General features: G+C 41.0%; 22 protein-coding genes and 1 pseudogene. 10 read left to right on the forward strand and 13 right to left on the reverse strand.

Annotation, left to right across the window (positions count from 1 at the left end; genetic code table 11):
- Positions 1-113: 113 nt before the first annotated feature.
- The 13 genes and pseudogenes from odhB to Q0192_RS09810 form a co-directional block, all read right to left on the reverse strand.
- The gene (odhB, locus tag Q0192_RS09760; RefSeq protein ID WP_299289292.1) at positions 114-1,727 is read right to left on the reverse strand and encodes a 2-oxoglutarate dehydrogenase complex dihydrolipoyllysine-residue succinyltransferase; all 1,614 of its coding nucleotides are present in this window, start codon (positions 1,725-1,727) and stop codon (positions 114-116) included.
- Between the two features lie 22 nt (positions 1,728-1,749).
- Complete coding sequence (locus tag Q0192_RS09765; RefSeq protein WP_299289293.1) at positions 1,750-4,572, reverse strand: 2-oxoglutarate dehydrogenase E1 component; 2,823 nt, start codon at positions 4,570-4,572, stop codon at positions 1,750-1,752.
- Positions 4,573-4,842: 270 nt separating this feature from the next.
- Positions 4,843-5,034: a type II toxin-antitoxin system HicA family toxin gene (locus Q0192_RS18785; RefSeq protein ID WP_366518168.1), complete on the reverse strand. Its 192-nt coding sequence runs from the start codon at positions 5,032-5,034 to the stop codon at positions 4,843-4,845.
- Positions 5,035-5,037: 3 nt separating this feature from the next.
- On the reverse strand, positions 5,038-5,286 hold the full coding sequence (locus Q0192_RS09770) for a type II toxin-antitoxin system HicB family antitoxin (RefSeq protein ID WP_299289294.1): 249 nt from the start codon (positions 5,284-5,286) through the stop codon (positions 5,038-5,040).
- 164 nt (positions 5,287-5,450) lie between these two features.
- Positions 5,451-7,019, reverse strand: coding sequence for a cryptochrome/photolyase family protein (locus Q0192_RS09775; protein ID WP_299289295.1), 1,569 nt, complete (start codon positions 7,017-7,019; stop codon positions 5,451-5,453).
- Between the two features lie 32 nt (positions 7,020-7,051).
- A complete protein-coding gene (locus tag Q0192_RS09780; RefSeq protein ID WP_299289296.1) occupies positions 7,052-7,363 on the reverse strand; it encodes a hypothetical protein in 312 nt (103 codons plus the stop codon).
- A gap of 20 nt (positions 7,364-7,383) precedes the next feature.
- Positions 7,384-7,569 (reverse strand): annotated as a pseudogene (locus tag Q0192_RS18790) (zinc-binding dehydrogenase); the annotation flags it as partial.
- A gap of 154 nt (positions 7,570-7,723) precedes the next feature.
- A complete protein-coding gene (locus tag Q0192_RS09785; RefSeq protein WP_299289297.1) occupies positions 7,724-8,431 on the reverse strand; it encodes a pirin family protein in 708 nt (235 codons plus the stop codon).
- 136 nt (positions 8,432-8,567) lie between these two features.
- Positions 8,568-8,981 carry a DoxX family protein gene (locus Q0192_RS09790; RefSeq protein WP_299289298.1) on the reverse strand — a complete coding sequence of 138 codons (414 nt, stop codon included), beginning with the start codon at positions 8,979-8,981 and terminating at the stop codon, positions 8,568-8,570.
- Positions 8,982-9,003: 22 nt separating this feature from the next.
- Complete coding sequence (locus tag Q0192_RS09795) at positions 9,004-9,597, reverse strand: NAD(P)-binding domain-containing protein (protein WP_299289299.1); 594 nt, start codon at positions 9,595-9,597, stop codon at positions 9,004-9,006.
- 110 nt (positions 9,598-9,707) lie between these two features.
- Positions 9,708-10,286, reverse strand: a complete 579-nt coding sequence (locus tag Q0192_RS09800) for a Crp/Fnr family transcriptional regulator (protein ID WP_299289300.1) — start codon at positions 10,284-10,286, stop codon at positions 9,708-9,710.
- A 100-nt stretch (positions 10,287-10,386) separates the two neighbouring features.
- A complete protein-coding gene (locus Q0192_RS09805) occupies positions 10,387-11,823 on the reverse strand; it encodes a DASH family cryptochrome (RefSeq protein ID WP_299289301.1) in 1,437 nt (478 codons plus the stop codon).
- A 45-nt stretch (positions 11,824-11,868) separates the two neighbouring features.
- Complete coding sequence (locus tag Q0192_RS09810) at positions 11,869-12,015, reverse strand: DUF2256 domain-containing protein (RefSeq protein WP_299289302.1); 147 nt, start codon at positions 12,013-12,015, stop codon at positions 11,869-11,871.
- Between the two features lie 100 nt (positions 12,016-12,115).
- On the opposite strand from Q0192_RS09810, the gene Q0192_RS09815 reads away from it, so the two are divergent.
- The 10 genes from Q0192_RS09815 (at position 12,116) to Q0192_RS09860 (ending at position 20,677) form a co-directional block, all read left to right on the forward strand.
- Positions 12,116-12,832 (forward strand): SDR family oxidoreductase, encoded by a 717-nt coding sequence (locus tag Q0192_RS09815; protein WP_299289303.1) that lies wholly within the window; start codon positions 12,116-12,118, stop codon positions 12,830-12,832.
- Positions 12,833-12,836: 4 nt separating this feature from the next.
- Positions 12,837-13,475 carry a flavin reductase gene (locus tag Q0192_RS09820; protein WP_299289304.1) on the forward strand — a complete coding sequence of 213 codons (639 nt, stop codon included), beginning with the start codon at positions 12,837-12,839 and terminating at the stop codon, positions 13,473-13,475.
- Positions 13,476-13,623: 148 nt separating this feature from the next.
- On the forward strand, positions 13,624-14,277 hold the full coding sequence (locus tag Q0192_RS09825; RefSeq protein ID WP_299289305.1) for a TetR family transcriptional regulator C-terminal domain-containing protein: 654 nt from the start codon (positions 13,624-13,626) through the stop codon (positions 14,275-14,277).
- Positions 14,278-14,287: 10 nt separating this feature from the next.
- Positions 14,288-14,746 carry a PIN domain protein gene (locus tag Q0192_RS09830; RefSeq protein WP_299289306.1) on the forward strand — a complete coding sequence of 153 codons (459 nt, stop codon included), beginning with the start codon at positions 14,288-14,290 and terminating at the stop codon, positions 14,744-14,746.
- Positions 14,736-14,921: a hypothetical protein gene (locus Q0192_RS09835; protein ID WP_299289307.1), complete on the forward strand. Its 186-nt coding sequence runs from the start codon at positions 14,736-14,738 to the stop codon at positions 14,919-14,921. Before Q0192_RS09830 ends, Q0192_RS09835 begins: the two co-directional genes overlap by 11 nt.
- Before the next feature lie 149 nt (positions 14,922-15,070).
- Positions 15,071-16,393, forward strand: coding sequence for an AarF/UbiB family protein (locus Q0192_RS09840; protein ID WP_299289308.1), 1,323 nt, complete (start codon positions 15,071-15,073; stop codon positions 16,391-16,393).
- Positions 16,394-16,481: 88 nt separating this feature from the next.
- Positions 16,482-17,099, forward strand: coding sequence for a TetR/AcrR family transcriptional regulator (locus tag Q0192_RS09845; RefSeq protein WP_299289309.1), 618 nt, complete (start codon positions 16,482-16,484; stop codon positions 17,097-17,099).
- A 365-nt stretch (positions 17,100-17,464) separates the two neighbouring features.
- On the forward strand, positions 17,465-18,082 hold the full coding sequence (locus Q0192_RS09850; protein ID WP_299289310.1) for a TetR/AcrR family transcriptional regulator: 618 nt from the start codon (positions 17,465-17,467) through the stop codon (positions 18,080-18,082).
- 49 nt (positions 18,083-18,131) lie between these two features.
- Positions 18,132-19,547: a TolC family protein gene (locus tag Q0192_RS09855; RefSeq protein ID WP_299289311.1), complete on the forward strand. Its 1,416-nt coding sequence runs from the start codon at positions 18,132-18,134 to the stop codon at positions 19,545-19,547.
- 26 nt (positions 19,548-19,573) lie between these two features.
- Positions 19,574-20,677, forward strand: coding sequence for an efflux RND transporter periplasmic adaptor subunit (locus Q0192_RS09860; RefSeq protein WP_299289312.1), 1,104 nt, complete (start codon positions 19,574-19,576; stop codon positions 20,675-20,677).
- Positions 20,678-20,847 lie beyond the last annotated feature (170 nt).

Here is a 20,847-nt window from a genome sequence, read left to right on the forward strand (position 1 = left end):
ACATTACAGGAAATATAACAAATCATTTCGCTAAATTTTTGCCTATAAAAGAAGCATATATAAAAAGAGGCCCAAATTTTTCGGGCCTCTTTTATCACTGTTAAAATTTCGTTCTATACGCCAAGCAGCAATCTTGCCGGGTCTTCCAGCAATTGTTTTACGCGGACTAAGAAACTTACCGATTCTCGTCCGTCCACAATCCGGTGATCGTAGGACAAAGCCAGGTACATCATTGGGCGGATAACCACTTGCCCGTTTACCGCCACTGGCCGCTCAATAATATTGTGCATCCCTAAAATAGCAGATTGCGGCGAATTGATAATCGGTGTAGATAACATCGAACCAAAAACACCGCCGTTGGTGATGGTAAAGGTTCCGCCAGTCATTTCATCAATCGTTAATTTGCTTTCGCGCGCTTTGCCAGCCAGTACCACAATCGCTTTTTCAATTTCTGCCAAACTCATGGCATCAGCATTGCGAATGATCGGCACAACCAAACCTTTTGGCGCAGAAACCGCGATGGAAATATCGGCAAAATCGTTGTAAACTACTTCTTCGCCTTCGATGCGTGCGCCAACTGCCGGCCAATCTTTCAAAGCTTCGGTTACGGCTTTCGTAAAAAACGACATAAAGCCTAAACCAACACCGTACTTTTCTTTGAATTTATCCTTGTATTTAGAACGTAACTCCATGATCGGCTGCATATCTACCTCGTTAAAAGTAGTGAGCATGGCCGTTTCATTTTTTACAGAAACCAATCGTTTAGCAACTGTTTTGCGCAGTGATGACATTTTCTCACGACGTTCTCCCCTGCTTCCGGCAACTGCTGGCTGTGCCTGAACAACAGGTTTTGCCTGGGCCGGCGCAACTGGTTTGCTTTCTGTTTTTGCAACTGGTTTTGGGGCTTCTGCTTTTAAGGCGTCTTCTTTCGTGATCCTTCCGGCAACACCGTTTCCGTTGATGTTTTTCGGATCTAATCCTCTTTCAGCCAAAATTTTTGCTGCCGCTGGCGAAGGAACGCCTGAAGCATACGTTTTAGGTTGATTGGCACCATCGGCAGAAATTGCTGCATGTTCCTCTACTTCTTTTACCGGTGTTTTTTCAGTTTGCGGTGCACCGGCACCGGCTTTAATTTTAGCAACCAAAGTGCCGATTGGCAAAACATCGCCTTCTTTAACCAAAGTTTGAAGCGTTCCTGCACTTTCGGCGTTCAGTTCAAATGTAGCTTTGTCTGATTCCAGTTCGGCAATCGGCTCGTCCATTTCTACCTGCTCGCCGTCTTTTTTAATCCAATTGGTCAACGTAACTTCTTGAATGGATTCGCCAACCGGCGGAATATGGATTTCAATTTCTGTGGAAGCTGATGTTTCTGCCTTTGCAGGTTCCGCTTTCGGTGCTACTGCTGTTTCCGCAGCTACCGTTTTGGTTGTGTCTGCTGATGCTTCTTTTACCGATACTTTTTCGGCAACAGGTGCGGCAACGGTTTCGCCATCACCAGAATCAATGCTGCAAACCACAGCGCCAATTGCCAGTACATCGCCTTCTTTGGCAGTGGTCCGAAGTGTTCCGGCTGCTTCGGCAGTTAATTCAAACGTAGCTTTGTCTGATTCCAGTTCGGCAATCACATCATCCATTTCTACATGGTCACCATCATTTTTTACCCAGTTTGATAAGGTAACTTCAGAAATGGATTCGCCCACCGGCGGAACTTTAATCTCTAAACTCATATTTTTATAAAAATTTTTATGTTTAATCAGCACCGGCGTTGGCCATATGCGCTGTTGTTTCTTCCACTTCTTGTTTCACTGCTTTTCCGGCCGGCGCTTCAAAAGCTTTGCTTACAATGTACAACTGTTGTGCCGTATGCTGTTTGGCATAGCCGGTTGCCGTGCTGCTGCCTTCTTTGCGCGAAATCACATCAAATTCCAGTTCGGTATGGCGCAATTTCCGGCATAAATACGGCCAAGCGCCCATGTTTTCCGGTTCTTCCTGAACCCAAATCCAGCTTTCGGCTTGGTTGTATTTCGCTTTTATTTTTTGCATTTGAACAATTGGCGTTGGGTACAACTGCTCTAACCGGATAACCGCCACATCTTTACGCTGGTCGGTTTGCTGTTTTTCCAACAAATCGTAATAGATTTTCCCCGTGCAAAACAACACGCGTTTTACTTCGGCTGCATCTGCAAACTTGTCATCAATCACTTCCTGGAATTTTCCTTCTGTAAATTCCGTGATGTTAGAAACGCACTGCGGATTACGCAGCAAACTTTTTGGCGTAAAAACCACCAGCGGTTTACGGAATTCATTTTTGATTTGCCGGCGTAAAATATGGAAAAAGTTGGCCGGCGTTGTACAATCCGCAACCTGAATATTGTTCTCCGCACAAAGTTCCATAAAACGTTCGATCCTTGCCGATGAATGTTCCGGCCCTTGTCCTTCGTAACCATGCGGTAGCAACATTACCAAACCATTGCCACGCTGCCATTTGGTTTCGGCACTGGCAATATATTGGTCAATAATAATTTGCGCACCGTTTGCAAAATCGCCAAACTGTGCTTCCCAAATGGTTAAAGCGTTTGGATTAGCTAAAGCATAACCATAATCAAAACCTAAAACACCATATTCGGAAAGGTGCGAATTGTAGATTTTAAAATCCGCCTGCTGAGCAGAAATATTGCGCAAAGGCACGTATTCTTCTTCCGAATCTTCTAAGGTTAAAACAGCATGACGGTGCGAAAATGTCCCTCTTTTTACGTCTTCTCCGCTTAAACGGACCACGTGGCCTTCGTTCAGCAACGTGCCGTAAGCCATCAGTTCGCCCATGGCCCAATCAAAAGTTTTGGTTTCATTCACCATTTTCTGGCGGTCTTGAAACAGCTTTTCGATCTTTTTAAAAAACTGCTTTCCTTGGGGCAATTCCGTGATTTTCTGGCCGATCATTTCAAATTCTTCCGCAGAAACCGAAGTATTCGGCGAAGCCAGAAAATCTTTTTCTGATGCCATGCGCAGCCCTTTCCAGGCACCTGCAAAAACCGGTTTTACTTCCGAAAACTGCTCGTCGGATTTAGATTCGTTCAGTTTTTCCTGCAACATGGCGCGGAAATCTTTTTCCAACTGCTTGGCAAATTCTGCATCCACACTTCCTTCGGCAACCAGCTTTTGATTGTAAATTTCTTTTGGGTTTGGATGGCTTTCAATCGCTTTGTACAACAGCGGCTGCGTAAATTTTGGCTCGTCGGATTCGTTGTGGCCAAACCTTCTGTAACACAAAATATCAATAAAAACATCTTTGTGGAAAGCCTGCCGGTATTCCATCGCCAAATTAATGGCGTAAGTTAAAGCCTCTACATCATCGCCGTTTACGTGAAAAACCGGCGACAAAACCGTTTTTGCAATATCCGTGCAATACGTGCTGGAACGTGCATCTTTATAATTGGTGGTGAAACCAATTTGATTGTTGATGACCAAATGAACGGTTCCGCCAGTACGGTAACCTTCCAATTTCGACATCTGCAAAACTTCATAAATAATGCCTTGACCGGCAACTGAAGCATCGCCGTGGATTAAAATTGGCGCAATGCGTTTGTCATTGCCGCCATATTTAAAATCTATTTTAGAACGCGTTAAACCTTCAACAACCGGGTCAACCGCTTCCAAATGAGACGGGTTTGGACAAAGGCTTAAATGCACCGTTTTTCCGTTTGAAGTTTCTACATCGGTAGAAAAACCCAAGTGATATTTTACGTCGCCGCTGAAAGATTCGTGCTCGTCGAAACCTTTTCCTTCAAACTCAGAAAAAATACTTTTATACGATTTTTTGAGGATGTTGACCAGCACGTTTAAACGGCCGCGGTGTGCCATACCGATCACAAATTCTTCGATGCCCAACTTCGATCCTTTTTCGATCACAGAATCCAAAGCCGGGATTAAAGATTCAGCGCCTTCTAAAGAAAAACGTTTTTGTCCTAAAAATTTTGTCCCCAAAAAGCTTTCAAAAACAACCGCTTCGTTTAGCTTTTTTAACAACTGTTTTTTTTCATCAATAGAAAAATGCGGCGTGTTGCGGCTTCTTTCCATTCGTTCTTCAAACCAAGTGATTTTATCTGGGTCGCGCAAATAGCGGTACTCGGCACCGATGGACTGGCAGTAAGTTTGCTCCAACAAATCGCGGATGTCGCGCAGTTTTGCCGGCCCTAAGCCAACTTCAACACCGGCGTTAAAAACCGTATCCAAATCGGCATCGCTCAAGCCAAAAGTTGCCAGTTCTTTGCCCGGTTTGTATTTGCGGCGTTCGCGAACGGGGTTGGTTTTGGTGAACAAATGGCCGCGGGTACGATAACCGTCAATCATGTTGAGCACATTAATTTCTTTCAAAAAGTGCGTGTTGTCTGCTGATGTCAGGGCAGCCGTTGCATCATCTAATGGCGCAGGTTGCTCCGAACGGCCGAAATCAAACCCTTCGAAAAACTTTTGCCAGCCAAAGTCAACCGATTCCGGGTCTTGCTGGTAACTTTGATAAAGTGAATCTATGTACGCTGCGTTAGCGTTGTTTAGGTACGAAAGAGTATTCATGGAAAATCCAATCAGTGAAACACCACAAAAGTAAGAATTTAATAGAGAAACTGATTAGTTTTGTGGGTTAATTAATTGGAGGCTATCAGCTATCGGCTATGCAAATGGGAAACAAGTGCTGAATAGTTAATGCTTCTTTTGTCGGCAAAAATTTGGGTTGTGGTTTTGGTGGATGGTTTTATGGGTGATGCTTCTTTTATCGGTATAAATTCAGGTTGTTTATAAAATTTTTGCCGCTCAAATATGTTTTCAAAAGCGGTTTAAGCAGCATTATCTAACCGGATATTTAGGAATTTCCAGTTGTTTACAAATTGCCCAACAAGTGAGTTTGTTGATGGAAGGGTGCCGCGGTACAGAAGTTTGCTTCGTTCCTTTTTCCCAAATTTCGTGCTTGCTCCCTTGCCGCAAAAAAATGCAACCGTTAGCTTTTAAATGTGTAATAAAGTCTTTGTACTTTACCACGTATTAAGCATGAATGAGTAGATTTGACGGTAAAACAATACGTGTTTTTGAAGAACGGACACGGCCAATAGGTTTTTGTTTATACATTTCAACAAATTCCATAAATGCGTCAATTGCATTTTCCACTGCTTCTTCTTTTGTTTTACCTTGGGAAATTACATGCGGATATTCTTTAATTTGAGAAGCATAATATCCGGACTCTTTGTCATAATCCAGAATAAATGTAACCGGTAAAGAATGCGGCTTTTTCATGCAGCAAATATAAGAATAATCAGCCCTTGCAAAAACGCTTTCAACATCATCCTATTGCTGTTTTAAACTGATAATAGTACAAAACCTGCTTCTCCAAAATATTTTTCCGAAAACTCTTTTACGCTCTCTAGTCGTTTAATGATAGACAAAGCATTGCCTCACACCTACAACTCATCAACCTTACTTTTATAAACTGCCGCCTGTTCCAAAATCTTTTCCAAATCATCCGGTTTTAAACGGTGCAGATTGCCATAAATCATTTTTAAGCGCTGGTTATTAGCAAGCAAATGTTCGTTCCGGAAGAAAAAATCCCAATACAAACTGTTGTAGGGGCATGCTTTTTCGCCATACTTTTTTTTAGGGTCGTAAAAACAGTTGCCGCAATAATTGCTCATTTTGTTGATGTAGGCCGCCGAAGCCACATACGGTTTTGTGCCAACGATACCGCCATCGGCAAACTGGCTCATGCCGTGCGTGTTGGGCAATTGCACCCATTGCATGGCATCAATGTAAACGCCCAAATACCAATCATCCACCTCGTGCGGATTTGTACCCGAAAGCAGGGCGAAATTGCCGATCACCATCAATCGCTGGATGTGGTGCGCCCAGGCCAAATCCAACGATTGGCCGATGCAATGTTTTAAACAGTTCATTTTGGTTTCGCCGGTGTAAAACCATTGCGGTAGTTTTGCCCGGTGGTTGAAGAAATTCTTCTCCGCGAAGTCCGGCATTTTGGCCCAATACAAACCGCGCATGTATTCGCGCCAGCCCAAAATTTGCCGTGTAAAACCTTCTATTTGCGGTAAACTGATTTCTTTTTGGTTTTGCTGCCAGGTTAAAATTGCTTGGTAGATGACTTCTTTTGGCGAGATCAATTTAACATTCAACGCAAACGATAAGCGCGAATGAAAAAGCGATTTATGTTCCTGCAACATCGCATCTTCGTAAGTTCCAAAATGCGGCAACAGGTTTTGGCAGAAGTAATCAATCAGCTTTAAACCTTCTTTCCGGGAAAGCGGAAGAGCAACTTTTCCGGCTTCTACATTTCCAAAATAAGGAACATTGAGGCGGTCAATCATGCTTTTGATCTCGCTTAAATCATGTTCAAAAACCAAAGGTTCGGGCAAAGAAACTTTATGGTCGAACTTGTTCCGGTTGTCATGGTCGAAGTTCCACTGGCCGCCAATGGGCTCGTTTCCGTTCATCAACAGCTCGTGCTTTTGCCGCATGTGCCGGTAAAAGCTCTCCATGATCAATTGGTTTTTGCCAGAGAAAAAATCGCCCACTTCTTCCCGCGAGGTAAAAAAATGTTCGGTATCGTAAACTTTGGTGGCGATGGTTAAAGATTTGCAAAACGTTTTCAGTTGCTCGTCCAGCCGATATTCGTCCGGCAGCAAATATTCAAATTGTTCAATGCTTCTTTTATCTATGATTTTTTGAAGGTTGCCGTTTAACGTTTGCTCGTTTTCCGGATCATCCAATTTGAGGTAAATAATTTCGTGCCCGGCTTTTTCCAACTGAAAAGCAAAGTTGCGCATGGCCGCAAAAAACGCCAGGATTTTTTGGATGTGGTGCTTTACATACGTCTGTTCCTGCATCATTTCCATCAGCACATAAACCGTTTCAGGTTCTTGCTGCTGAAACCAGGAATGTGTACTGATGAGCTGATCGCCCAAAATTAATCGTAAACTTTTCAATGATTTATAAACTACTTTATCATACTGCTTGTTCAAAGCAAAATCTGTTTGAAGTCTGCACTGTTCAATCAATTTATGCTAATAACTAATCTTTTTCCAGCCTCCATCTCTTTATTCCAAACTGTTTCTATATCAGCTAATTTTTCAACCTGTGTTTCTATGATTAGTTTTCTGTCTGCTGCCAATTGAAACAATTCAGGCAATATTTGGCTATTAAATGCTATCAAATCGTTTTGTGAAAAGCTTCCTAAACCCGAACCCAAAATTTCAATAGGCGAACTTCTTAATATTCCCGATGCCATGTTAATACTTTCGCCCGCCATATCGCCAACAGCTACTATACGTACAGGATGATTAAACAGGCTTATACTTTCACCCAATAATGACTTAATAATTACCTCTATTGGATGTTCCCATAATAATCAACCACAATGTCAATCGGACTGTCCTTATTGATTTCTTTTAATTGTTTAATGATTGATTCATCATTTTGTTGAAGTGAAACAATGTGGTCAGCACCTAATCCCATTAGTTTTTTCAAAGAGTTCGCATTTCGTCCGGTAACAATAACTTTAGCAGCGCCATAATGTTTGGCAACCTACACAGACCCCAATTTTTATACGGTAAAAGAAGCATTATAATTTTTGCTTGTACAAATTTAAACAGGCTTTAAGTTTATTCAATTGGGTTTTCTGTGTGGCAAAAAGGGTTGGACTTCGCAATCGGCTATTTTTTACAGCTTAAAATTTACCACTTCTGAAATCTGTATATGCCTGCTTAATTTCTTCTTCAGTGTTCATAACAAAAGGGCCACGCGCTACAACAGGTTCGTTCAGTGGTTTTCCTGCGATAAAGATTACCCGCAATTTTTCATCGGCTTTAATCACTGTTTCGCTTGTTCCGGCTTTTTCTTTTACATTGTCCAATAATAAAACGTCTCCTTTCCCGGCTTTTACCTGGTTGTCTCCGAACGTTCCCGAACCTTCCAGGATATACATAAAACCGTTGTAGTCGGAAGGCAAATCCTGTTTTGCCGTATGGCCGGGATCAATATTTATTTCTACATAAGTTACCGGAACATAGTTTTTTGTTGCTGATACAACATTGCCTGAATTACCGGAAATTACACGATAATGAACGCCTTCTTCTTTTCGTACAGGGACATTGCTGCTTAAAATGTCCTGATAACGGGGTGCTGCCATTTTGTTGGCTTTTGGTAAGTTTACCCATAATTGAAGGAGATGTGTGGTAACGTTTTCAGGTGGCGCTTCCAGGTGTATAATGCCGCTTCCTGCTGTCATCCATTGTGCGTCTCCCGGTTTTAAAATGCCCGTTCCCCCTTTATTATCCGAGTGTTCTAATACGCCGTCAATGATATACGTTACAGTCTCCATTCCGCGGTGCGGGTGAAAGTCAAAAGCATTTTTTTGAAATACGTCCTCTGCCATTATTAAAAAAGGGTCAAATTCTTGCAGGTTTCCTGACGGTAACACTAAACCTGCCGAATGGATATCACTGTTTTTTTTCAGTGAAACCTTCCAGGTTCTTTTTATTTTTCTTTGAGCTTTTGTATTCATTGCTTTTTTATTTAAAACTAAAGATTTCTTTAGAGGGATTATTACTACTGACATTTCTAATAGCTAGATATTTCTTGCTATAAGTAAATGACACTACAAGGATACCCAGAAATATCAATGGCATTATGGCAACTAATATTGGGTCGCCGCTTGATGTGTGGGCAATAAACGCTGAAATAAATGTTATTCCAAATCCCACATAAGCCATATCCTTTATTTCCTTCGGGATAAATGGCAGCAACAAAACTATAACACCGATGATTTTTGCTATTGCGAGTTCAATTCTAAAGTAATTTGGAAAGCCAAGATGTACAAAAGCAGCTTTCATTTCTTGGTTCGTTAAGTAACTAAAGGCACTAAAGAGCATCATAGCTCCAATTATTCCTGTAGCTGTCCAGTAGATGATTTTATTCTTTTTCATTTTGTTTACTTATTGTTTTAAATTAGAGTTTAATCAAATTTTGAAGTGATAAAAGGCCTTTCGCCTCTTGAAGTTTACCGCCGGCAGCTAATTCGCCTAAGTCAACCGGGGCAAAGCCAATAGCCTTTATCATTTCGCTTACCGCTGCTTTTGCTTCTTTGTCGTCTCCGGAAACAAAAAGCACACGATGCCCATTTTCCATTACGGGGTCTGCTGCCAGCACTTTAGCGGCAAGCGTATTAAAAGCTTTCACTATTCTTGCCCCCGGAAGATGATCCTGCACTACTTGGCTGGAAGCCCTGCCGCCTAAATCCTCCACCTGATAATCAGGGGTAAAGTGGTTGGTGGCATCAATTATAATTTTGCCTTCCCAATCTCTAACTGGAGTTAGGTTTTTGACTTTTGACCATGGTAAGGCCAATAGTACAATATCGGCATCGGCAGCCTCGGCCGTCGTTGCCGCTTTTGCCCCTTTCCCTAATTGTGATATGGTATTTTCCAATGTTTCAGGTCCCTTGCTATTACTGATAATAACAGGGATATTATTTTTTAATAAATGGGCAGCAACAGTTTTCCCGATGTTTCCTGCCCCAATAATTCCAATTGTTTTTTTCATTTTATTTGATTATTTAACAATGCAAAGATGCAGGCATGAACCGCCCTTCTCCAATGACATTTGAAGGAAAAAAACCTTGACAAATGTCAAAGGCAGTCAATAAAGATTGATTACTTTTTCGTGGATTGACTTCTTACCCTGCTTAAAGTTTCAGCAGATACGCCGAGGTAAGATGCAATCATGTGCAATGGCACACGATTGCCAATAGAAGGATACTTTAGAATAAAGTTGCTGTATTTTTCTTCGGCAGAAAAAGATATGCTGACATGAATGCGCTCTTGCAGGACCACAATATTTTTTCTAAGCGTGTCATTTACAAAATTATTAAAAGCTGGAATTGTCTTGCGGATCATTTCAAAATCTTCTTTCTTCAGCAATAAAATTTCGCTGTCTTCGATGGCATCAATATTATATTTTGAAGGCAGGCCTGAGTCCATGCTTTCCCTGTCTCCTGTCCAGTAATTTTCAGGAACAAACTGCATAATATGTTCCTGCCCTTTTTCGTCCGCATAATAATAGCGCAGAAAACCCTTGCATACAAACGCATTAAACCGGCACACATCCCCTGCCTGTAAAAGGTATTGACGTTTCCGAAGCTTTTTAAATGACGAAACGGATTTGATCAACTCATAATCCTGATCGGTTAAAGCGATCTTGTCTTCTAAATATTTTCGGAATGTCTCAAACATAGTTTTAATAGATGATTATCAAAATCATGGATGTTCAAATAGGTGTCAGATGTTGTTTAGAGCCACGTACAACTCGCTAATTGTCAAAAGCTTAAACCTCCTAAAAAATACTCGCATTCTTATCCGTCAATTTCTGCCATTTAGGTTCGATAACCAACTTCGGGTAATCGCGCCCCAATTGGATGCCATAAACAGCTAATTCAGAAGGTGTTAAAAAAAATGGTGTATGAATTTGCTTGCCGGAAATACCGCTTAACTCTGGCACCCAAACCTTTACGTATTGCCCTTTCGGGTCAATTTCTCCGGCTTGCTTAACTACATTTAAAGCCCGGTTTTCCTTCGAATCATTGCCTACACCGGCAATGGAAGCCCAATTGCCCCAATTGGTTGCCGGGCTGTAATCAATTAGTTTTTCTTCAAAATAAGCAGCGCCGCAAGTCCAGTTTACTTGCAAATCCTTCGCTAAAAAGCTGGCCGCATTGTACCTGCCGCGGATGCTGGTATAACCTGTTGCGTTGATTTCGCGCATTACGGCATCAATAAAAGGAACGCCGGTTTGCCCGGTTTTCCATTTTTCAAAAAGTTCGTCCTGGTTGGCAGCTTCCGGCGGGGCCTGGCCTTTAAAGCCTTCTTTCTGAAAAAACTGGTCGCCATGCTTTTTAAACATAAACCGGTAATAATCCCGCCACAGCAGCTCCAGCACAATGGCATGGGTTGTCGCGTTGCTGCCATGCAGTTTTTCGTACTGCTGCACTTCCCAATAAATTTGCCGGGGCGAAATACAGCCCATCGACAACCAAACCGACATGGTATTGGCAAAATCGGCACCAACCTGTGCGGCTTTTTCCTGATTTTCTGCCTTAGAAAAATTATGCAAGCGTTTTAAACCTTCCGATTCTCCGCCTACAAAACGCATTACGGCACGTTCATCATCAAAAGGTTCGGTCAAACCTAAGTCGGCCAAAGTCGGGATTTCGCCTGCATCGGCAATTTCCGGCGTGGTTATTTTTTCGGGAGAAACGGCACAACGCCGAACCTGACTATCGCGTTCTACTTTTTTGCGGAAAACAGCAAAAGCATCCGGGATATCTTTGATCGGGAACGGCAAATCTTCTTTGTTGTACAGCGTGTGGCCGATAAAATGCTTCAGATTCAGTTTCTGTTTCCACAACGCAGCTTCTACTTTGGCCGAAATACCGGTTTCTTCAAAAGCCACTTCGCGGTGGTGATAAACTTCGGAAACCTGATATTGCTGCGCCAGTTCGGGAATGATCACAGCCGGATCGCCAACGCGGATTAGCAATTCTCCGCCTAAATTTTTTAATGTCTGACGCAAATCCGCCACAGATTCGTTGATAAAACGTGCCCTGAAGTTCCCTGTTTTTTGTGTGCCAAAAGAAGTATTGCGGTAATAAAACGGGTCAAAACAATAAACCGGCAAAACAGTGTCTGCCTTGTTCACGGCCTCTGTTAAAACCTCATTGTCCTGAACCCGAAGATCGTTTCTAAACCAAACTAAAATCGTTTTGCCGCTCATATATTTAGTACAAATTAAGCATAAAATGGTTATTTATGGTGATCTTTATTTAGCTCGGCGACAACGTTCGCTGCAATATTTTACTTCTTCCCAACATTTCTCCCACTTTTTTCGCCACGCAAAAGGACGGCCGCATTGCACACAAATTTTAACTGGCAGGTTGGCTTTGGTGTATTTTTTGGTTTCGGGCATCTGCAAATTTAACCGAAGGAAAGCTAAACTATCAATGAACAAACAAATACAAGTTATGTTACTTTACAACTGCTAACAAAATTTAGCCGATAAAAGAAGTATGGGTTTAGAACAAAAAAACATGGTTGTTGCCGGCGGAAGTTCGGGCATCGGACTGGCTTTGGTGAAACAACTGGTTGCAGCAGGCGCCAAAGTTTTTGTAATTTCCAGGAACGCAGGAACAGAACTGCCGGAGGGCGTAACGCATATCCCGCATGATTTTACCAATGCGGATACCGCTTTTGCCAGCCAATTGCCCGATAAAATACACGGGCTGGTTTATTCGGTCGGCTCCATCAATTTAAAACCTTTTCAGCGTTTGCAGCGCGAAGATTTTTTAAATGATTTTACGCTGAATGTTTTGGGCGCGGTTACGCTGGTGCAGCAGTCGCTTCAGGCTTTAAAAAATGCAGAAATGGCTTCGGTGGTTTTATTTAGCACGGTTGCAGCACGTACCGGAATGAGTTACCACACCAGCATTGCGGCTTCCAAAGGCGCAATTGAAAGTCTGGCGGTTTCTTTAGCGGCAGAATTTGTATCAAGCAAAATCCGCGTCAATGCAATTGCGCCTTCGTTGACCAATACGCCGCTTGCCCAACATTTATTGAACACCGAAGAAAAGCAGGAAGCTTCGGCCAAAAGGCATCCGTTAGGAAAATACGGCCAGCCGGACGATATGGCAAACGCGGCCAGGTTTTTATTGTCGGATGAAAGTTCGTGGATTACGGGACAAATTATTGGCATAGATGGCGGCCTGTCGTCTTTAAAACCACTTTAAATCTATGATTTACAATTACGATGCGTTGATGCAGATGGAAAAGCAATACCGCGCCATGTTCATCAACAGTTTGGGCGGGTTTAAAAGTTTGCAATTGCTGGGCACGGTTGACGAAGCCGGAAATACCAACCTTTCTGTTTTTAGTTCGATTTTTCATCTCGGTGCCAATCCGCCGCTGGTTGGTATGGTTGCACGGCCGCCCGGTCCGCAGCACGATACTTTAAAAAACATCAAAACAACTGGATTTTATACGCTAAATAACGTTTTGGCTGATTTTTATAAGGAAGCACATCAAGCCAGCGCGCGTTATCCTTCCGGCGATTCCGAGTTTAAACATTGCGGTTTTACGGAAGCTTATGTGGCTGGTTTTAAAGCGCCTTATATTGCAGAATCTTCTTTGTCCATCGGTTTGGAACTGAAAGAAATCATGCCGGTAACTTTAAACGAAACCAGCATTATCATTGGCGAAATTAAATGGGTTAAGGTTGATGAAGGGTTTGTAAGCGAAGATGGTTTTGTTGACCTGGAAAAAGCAGGTTCTGTTACGGCTTCCGGTTTGGATTCTTATCATACCACCAAAAAACTGGCGCGTTTAAGTTACGCCAAACCAGATAAATTTCCGGAAGAATTACAAGTTAAATAATTGTACTGATGCTTCTTTTACCCATGTTTTTTTAGTAAAGAGAAGCATTTGTCAGCACAGCATCAAAGCTTACAACAGCGGCCTGGGCACCAAAAATTATACGTAAATTCATACCAGAAATAGATACTTCTTTTATCCGATAAAAATTATGATTTCTACAGAAAAAATCCAGAACGATTATATTGATTACGTTTTAACGGAAGGCGAGCAGCCGAAATCCGTTTATATTTTTGCCAAAAAGCACGAGTTTTCCGAAGAAGAATTTTACCAGCATTTTGGCTCGTTTGAAGGTTTAGAGCAGAGCATTTGGACAGACCTCGCCTTGAAAACCATCGCCGAAATTAAAACCCAGGAAGTTTGGCCGCAATATTCATCGCGCGAAAAAGCTTTGTCGTTTTTCTACAGCTTTTTTGAATTATTGAAAGGTAAAAGAAGCTTTGCCGTTTTCAGCAGCAAACGCGCCGCCAAAGGCATGGGCACGCCCAGGATTTGGACGGGTTTGAAAGAGGAATTTGAAAATTTTAGCGTGCAGATTTTGCAGGAAGGCATCGAAACCGGCGAACTGGCCGACCGTAAATTTTTGGCCAATCGTTACAAAGATGCGTTGTGGATCCAATTTGGTTTTGTGTTGAATTTTTGGGTGAACGATGAATCCAAAGGTTTCGAGAAAACAGACGAAGCCATCGAAAAAGGCGTAAATGTTACTTTCGATTTATTCCAACGTTCTCCGGTTGATAATTTGCTGGATTACGGCAAATTTTTGGTGAAGAACGGCGGGTTTAAAGAAAAGATGAAGTTTTAGTTTTAACTTAATGGAACGGCTTTATCTTGATACTTCTGTTTTCGGCGGCTACTTTGATGTTGAATTTGAGTTTTGGACGAAGTTGTTGTTTGATAAAATAAAAGAAGGGAAGTATATAATCCTATATTCCCAAGTTAATGAATTAGAGTTAGAACTTGCCCCTGAAAGAGTAAAGAACTTGATTTCACGTGTACCAAAGGATAGCTTAGAATTTATACTAAATTCTGCTGAAGCAGTCAATTTGGCTAAGTTGTATCTTAGTGAAAATGTAGTTGGCCACACAAGTAGAACAGATTGTAACCACATTGCTTTGGCAACCCTTACTCGTGCAGATATATTAGTTAGTTGGAATTTTAAACATATTGTAAACGTGAACAGAATACGTGGATACAATGCAGTAAATGCAAAGTTGGGACACAAAAGTTTAGAAATAAGGACACCAAGAGAAATTTTAGAATATGAAGACTGAAGTTCAAGAAAGTGAATCCATGATTGCACAATTAAGAAAAATTCGCGATCAAATAGATAACGAAACAAAAGACATGACTACTGAACAAGTAGTTGCATACTTTAACCAGCAAAAAGGTTTATTTCCTAAATCCTATTGGAACAAGACGGGTGATTTGAAGCAGGAAAATAATTAATTGCGTTAGTAGAGCCGCTTGCAGGTGCGTGAAGGATAGTAGTGGAAAGCCTGGAGTGAGGCACGAACGAGGACTTGGAACGAATAGCCCGACCCGTAGAGGCACGCCCAAAACAAAAACAACACCAATTTTTTGCCGATAAAAACAGCATGAGCGAAGAAAATAAAGAACAAAACAGCATACCAACATCCAAAGTACAGCGATCTGCCAAGTTTGTAAAAACGGGTTTTAAAATTGGTGGCAATTACGTAAAGCATTATTCGAAAAAGCTGTTTAACCCGGGCATGAACAATGATGAGCTGAACCAAGATAACGCAGCGGATATTTACGAATCGTTGAGCGAACTAAAAGGTTCAGCCTTGAAAGTGGCGCAAATGCTGAGCATGGACAAAAATATTTTGCCGACAGCTTATGTGGATAAATTCTCGCAATCGCAGTACAATGCGCCGCCACTTTCGGGCCCGCTGATTGTGCAGACCTTTAGAAAGTATTTTGGTAAATCGCCGGACCAGATTTTTGACAAGTTCAACCTAAAATCAACCAATGCAGCTTCCATTGGACAAGTACATGAAGCGGAACTAAACGGGCAAAAGCTGGCCGTAAAAATACAATATCCCGGCGTTGGCGATTCTATTTCTTCGGATTTAAAACTCGTTAAACCTTTCGCTTTCCGCTTGTTGGGCATGAGCGAAAAGGAACTGGATATTTACATGCGCGAAGTGGAAGAACGCCTGTTGGAAGAAACCGATTATGAATTGGAAGTGCGCCGTTCCATCGAATTTACGCAGGCTTGCGCCGGTTTAAAAAATGTGGTTTTCCCAACTTATTATCCCGAACTTTCCAAGAAACGCATTATTACGATGAGCTGGCTGGAAGGCAAACATTTGAAGGAATATATGCAAACCAACCCTTCGCAGGAAGAGCGGAATTTGATTGGCCAGGCGTTGTGGGATTTTTACAATTTTCAGCAGCACGAGTTGCGCGCTGTACATGCCGATCCGCATCCTGGAAATTTCATGATCACGCCGAAAGGCAAATTAGGTGTAATTGATTTTGGCTGCATCAAAGAAATGCCCGACGATTTTTATTATCCGTTCTTTTCCACCACTTCTTCGGATTTGTTGCAGAATAAAGAGGAAACGATCAAAGCTTTCCGCCAGTTGGAAATGATTTTGCCGAACGACAGTCCGCAGCAAATTGAGTTTTATTACCAGGCGTACAAAGAAATGATCGGGCTTTTTGCCAAACCTTATATGACGGACAGTTTTGATTTTAGCCATTCAGAATTTTTTGACCGTTTATACTCTTTCGGAGAAAAAATTGCACGGATGCCGGAGTTTAAACAAGCACGCGGCGTAAAACATTTTATCTATGTTAACCGTACAAATTTTGGTTTGTACAATATTTTGCATGAATTGAAAGCAGAAGTACGGACAGATACTTTCCGGCCGCATGTTCTGCTGGAGTACTGACACTAAAATTTAGCCGGTAAAAACAGTATGCTTATCTTTAAGCTCTTTTGGTAACTGCCAGAAGAGCTTTATCGTTTAAAGTAATCGTATGGAAAACGCTACGGATCCGCAGGAAATCAAGAAAAACCAAATTTTGGAGGCTGCTTACAAACGGTTTTCGCAATTGGGTTATTCTAAAACCACGATGAACGATTTGGCCGGCGATTTGTCCATGTCAAAAGCATTGCTGTATTATTATTTTCCGGATAAAAGCCAGCTTTACACCGGTGTTATCCGGAAACTTTCTGCCGAATATCTTCTGGCGCTTCAACATAAAGTTGACCAAAATTGCACGATAAACGATGCATTTTATTTTATCCTGCAACGGATCCACCGGACTGTCTCTTCCCACTATAACTTCTTTGATTATTTTAGGTTGAACCAGCAAAACATTCCGGATGTAATTTGGGACGTTTTACGCGAAATCCATCAAACTGAAATAAACCTGTTGACGGCACTTTACCGCAAGCAGGTGAGCGATACTTTTGCCGAAACACACGATCTGCAGGAAATCATCGAATTGGTTTTTAAATCGTTGGACAGCGTTCAGCATTCTTCCGATAAGCAAAAACAGCCTTTTTTCCCGGATGCCGTGCAATTGGAAACCATTTATACACAAAAAAAGCTGTTGCTTCAAATTTTAATGCAAGGTTTAAATAATTTATAAGCCTGTAACATTACCCGTTTATTTTAGACTAATGGAAACACTTTTTCAATCAGGTTTTCATAATTAAGGGCCTGTTTAAATTTCTATCAGTAAAAGTTTCCAATGCTTCTTTTATGCCTATAAATTCTGTTTTTAAATGATTGGCCGATACAAAAAGTATAATAAACCAATGATTTTTAGGGGATAAAAGAAGCATTGAAAATATATTGAATAAAATTTAAACAGGCTCTAAATAAAAAAACTAATTTTTAGGCGATAAAAGAAGCATTGCCGTAAAAGCTGAAATAATAGGGACAATGTAAATAAAAAATAAAATGAAAAGGAAACTTTGGAACCTAAAAATGTTTCTTTAGTTTTGACTTATCATGTCAATTAGTCAAATCGATAGAATAATGCAGGGCGGCGACGAGCTTTTTTTGCAGGCCGGGATAAAAAGCGTAACGATGGACGATATAGCCAAACATTTGGGCATGTCAAAAAAAACCATTTACCATTATTTTGGCGACAAAAACGAGTTGGTGATCGCATTGGTCAAAAAAAAGTTGCGTGATGACGAATGCCAGATGCAACTGATTATACAAGATTCGGCCAATGTGATAGACGAAATGATCAACATGATGAAATGTTCGGAAGAAATATTTTCAAGGATCAATCCAATTGTAATCCATGACATACAAAAATATCATCCCGAGGCCTGGGGCGAGTTTCAAAAGTTTAAATCAAACGTTTTGATAAAAACGTTGGAAGAACTTTTAACCAAAGGCATAGAACAAGGTTTTATCCGGCCTGATTTGGATGTTAAAGTTTTGGCAAAAATGCGGGTGCACCAGGTAGAAATGGGCTTTAACCATACTATTTTTCCGCTTTCCCAGTTCAGCACTTGGAAAGTGCAATACCAATTGCTGGAGCATTTTAATTATGGCGTTTGTACGTTGAAAGGGCACCAGTTATTGGACCAGCATAAAATCAATATTAACAATTAAATAAGTTGTAAACTACAAAAAATTAGAGCACCTTACCCAACCCGATTAAATGAAAAAAATTACTACACTGCTGATTTGTTTTTTGACCAGTTTTCATCTGTTTGCACAAACGCAGGCACCTAATCAAACCTACAATTTTAGCATAACTGATTGTGTGAACTATGCTTATGAACATCAAGACTCGATCCTTAACGCGAAATTAGATGTTAAAAGTGCCGACTACAGAGTAAAAGAAATAATATCACAGGGATTACCCCAAATTAATGGTGCAGCGTCTTTTCAGGACTATTTAAAAACACCGGTAATTTTATTCCCCAATTTTATAACACCGGCAGTTTATGGCGTATTGATAGATAATAAAGTGAAGAATGGTACAGGCAATACAATAACTACTGTTCCTGACGGTGCCGGTGGTTATCAGGCCGTAAATTTTACCCAAAAATATAATTCAAACCTGGGTCTAACGTTAAATCAAATTATATTTGATGCCAGTTACTTTGTTGGATTACAAGCGAGACGAACCTACAAAGAACTTTTTGACCGCAGTTATACCCGTACAAAAATCCAAACTGATGTAAATGTAACTAAAGCTTACTATCAGGTTTTGGTGAGCAATGAGCAAATCAGGTTATTAGATGCCAACATTAACCAACTTAAACAACAACTTGACCAAACTGTAGCCCAAAATAAACAGGGTTTTGTAGAGAAGATAGATGTTGACAGGATTACTGTTCAATATAATAATCTGGTTACCAACAGAGAAAACACACTTCGTTTACTGGCATTAAATTATCAGTTATTGAAGTTTCAAATGGGGATGCCAATTGAATTCGACTTAACGTTGAAAGATAAGCTGGCAGACGTTAACCTTAATGATAATCTGGCAGAACTGAATGTTGACACTACATTTTACCGTAACAGGATTGAATACGGTTTATTGGAAAGCAATTTGCGGTTAACAGAGTACGATGTAAAACGCTTAAAAAGTCAATATCTGCCTAAATTAAGTGCTAACGGAAGTACGGCATTGGCCTATCAAAATAATAATTTTGGTAATTTATTCGGAACTACTTTTCCTACTACTTACATTGGCCTATCTCTTAGCTTGCCAATTTACACTGGCGGGCAGCGTATAAATCAAATCAGACAAGCACAAATTATTGTGCAAAAAAATAGAAATAACTTAGATAACCTTAAGAACGCATTAAGTTTACAGGCAAGCCAAGCTAAAATTATTTTTATTAACGGCTTGCAAACACTAAACAACCAGAAAAAAAGCCGCGAACTGGCAGAAGAAGTGTTGCGTGTTTCAAAAATAAAATATCAGCAAGGCGTAGGTTCGAGTATTGAAGTTACCCAGGCACAAACGGCCCTTGAAACGGCAGATAACGATTACATCCAAGGCTTGTATGATGCCTTGGTAAGTAAAGTTGACCTTGACAGGGCTTACGGCAGAATTAAATAAATTACTTTTTAAACTTCTTAGCAAAAATGAAAAAAATATTATACCTATCCGCCATACTGTTTTTAGCAGCATGTTCTAATAAGCCAAAAGATAAAAAAACAGAATTGGCGGACTTGCAAAAACAACAGTCTGAAATAAATTCGAAAATCACAAAACTGCAAGCTGAAACCGGCAGTACAGATTCTACCAAATCAACAGAGGTAAGTACAATTGAGGTTAAACCTGGCCATTTCACCAACTACGTACAGATACAGGGTAAAATTGATGCGCAAGACAACGTTACCGCTTATCCGCAAGCACCCGGAACAATAATTGCAATTAACGCACGGGTTGGCCAGCACGTATCCAGAGGGCAGGTACTGGCACAATTAGACAACAGTGTTTTAAAGCAGCAAATTGCCCAGGCACAATCGCAGGTATCGCTTTTGAATACGTTGTTTCAGCGCCAAAAAAACCTTTGGGACCAAAAAATCGGAACCGAAGTGCAGTTTTTACAGGCACAGACCAATTTGCAAAGTGCCCAAAAACAAGTGGCAGCGTTGAACGAGCAGGCAAGATTGTACCGTATAACTTCGCCAATCAGCGGAACGATTGACCAAATGGATTTGAAACTGGGCCAAGTTGCACAGCCCGGCACTACAGGCATCCGGATTGTTAACGCCGATAATTTAAAAGTTAAGGCGGATGTGCCCGAATCCTATTCTGCCAGTGTTGGAACGGGCAACAATGTAAAAATTGTAGTGCCGGATGCCAACGATTCGCTGGTAACCAAAGTAACTTTTGCGGCCAAAGCCATTGACCCGACTTCGCGCAGTTTTGCAGTCGAGATTAAATTGCCTACACGCAAAACACTTCGCCCAAACATGACTGCGATTTTAAAAATTGCCGATTATTCTAAAGCCAATGCCATTACAGTCCCGATCAAAGCCATCCAAAAATCAGAAGATGGTGATTATGTATTTGTAAACAACAGCGGAACGGCCAAACGCAAAACGGTTAAAGTTGGCGCTACTTATGGTGGCCAGTCTGAAATAATATCGGGCCTAAATGCCGGCGACCAGTTGATAACCGCAGGTGCAGAAGACATAGAAGACGGCGATAAAATTAAAGTTTTGAACGCTGCCAATTAGAAGCATTCAAAACTTTTATCGTTAAAATTTACAATGCTTCTTTTATGCCAGTAAATTCTGTTTTTAAATGTTGGACCTTACAAAAAGTATAATAAACCAATGATTTTTATGTGATAAAAGAAGCATAGAAATAAACTGAATAAAATTTAAACAGGCTCTTAATATATTTT

It is taken from the genome of uncultured Mucilaginibacter sp. (genome assembly GCF_937859865.1).
Taxonomy (GTDB): domain Bacteria; phylum Bacteroidota; class Bacteroidia; order Sphingobacteriales; family Sphingobacteriaceae; genus Mucilaginibacter_A.

Bases quoted from the DNA above. Each gene is read 5' to 3' on its own strand.
- odhB (WP_299289292.1), bottom strand. From the start codon at position 1,727: ATGAGTTTAGAGATTAAAGTTCCGCCGGTGGGCGAATCCATTTCTGAA.
- Q0192_RS09765 (WP_299289293.1), bottom strand. From the start codon at position 4,572: ATGAATACTCTTTCGTACCTAAACAACGCTAACGCAGCGTACATAGAT.
- Q0192_RS09770 (WP_299289294.1), bottom strand. From the start codon at position 5,286: ATGAAAAAGCCGCATTCTTTACCGGTTACATTTATTCTGGATTATGAC.
- Q0192_RS09785 (WP_299289297.1), bottom strand. From the start codon at position 8,431: ATGGCAGAGGACGTATTTCAAAAAAATGCTTTTGACTTTCACCCGCAC.
- Q0192_RS09790 (WP_299289298.1), bottom strand. From the start codon at position 8,981: ATGAAAAAGAATAAAATCATCTACTGGACAGCTACAGGAATAATTGGA.
- Q0192_RS09795 (WP_299289299.1), bottom strand. From the start codon at position 9,597: ATGAAAAAAACAATTGGAATTATTGGGGCAGGAAACATCGGGAAAACT.
- Q0192_RS09800 (WP_299289300.1), bottom strand. From the start codon at position 10,286: ATGTTTGAGACATTCCGAAAATATTTAGAAGACAAGATCGCTTTAACC.
- Q0192_RS09805 (WP_299289301.1), bottom strand. From the start codon at position 11,823: ATGAGCGGCAAAACGATTTTAGTTTGGTTTAGAAACGATCTTCGGGTT.
- Q0192_RS09810 (WP_299289302.1), bottom strand. From the start codon at position 12,015: ATGCCCGAAACCAAAAAATACACCAAAGCCAACCTGCCAGTTAAAATT.
- Q0192_RS09815 (WP_299289303.1), top strand. From the start codon at position 12,116: ATGGGTTTAGAACAAAAAAACATGGTTGTTGCCGGCGGAAGTTCGGGC.
- Q0192_RS09820 (WP_299289304.1), top strand. From the start codon at position 12,837: ATGATTTACAATTACGATGCGTTGATGCAGATGGAAAAGCAATACCGC.
- Q0192_RS09825 (WP_299289305.1), top strand. From the start codon at position 13,624: ATGATTTCTACAGAAAAAATCCAGAACGATTATATTGATTACGTTTTA.
- Q0192_RS09830 (WP_299289306.1), top strand. From the start codon at position 14,288: ATGGAACGGCTTTATCTTGATACTTCTGTTTTCGGCGGCTACTTTGAT.
- Q0192_RS09835 (WP_299289307.1), top strand. From the start codon at position 14,736: ATGAAGACTGAAGTTCAAGAAAGTGAATCCATGATTGCACAATTAAGA.
- Q0192_RS09840 (WP_299289308.1), top strand. From the start codon at position 15,071: ATGAGCGAAGAAAATAAAGAACAAAACAGCATACCAACATCCAAAGTA.
- Q0192_RS09845 (WP_299289309.1), top strand. From the start codon at position 16,482: ATGGAAAACGCTACGGATCCGCAGGAAATCAAGAAAAACCAAATTTTG.
- Q0192_RS09850 (WP_299289310.1), top strand. From the start codon at position 17,465: ATGTCAATTAGTCAAATCGATAGAATAATGCAGGGCGGCGACGAGCTT.
- Q0192_RS09855 (WP_299289311.1), top strand. From the start codon at position 18,132: ATGAAAAAAATTACTACACTGCTGATTTGTTTTTTGACCAGTTTTCAT.
- Q0192_RS09860 (WP_299289312.1), top strand. From the start codon at position 19,574: ATGAAAAAAATATTATACCTATCCGCCATACTGTTTTTAGCAGCATGT.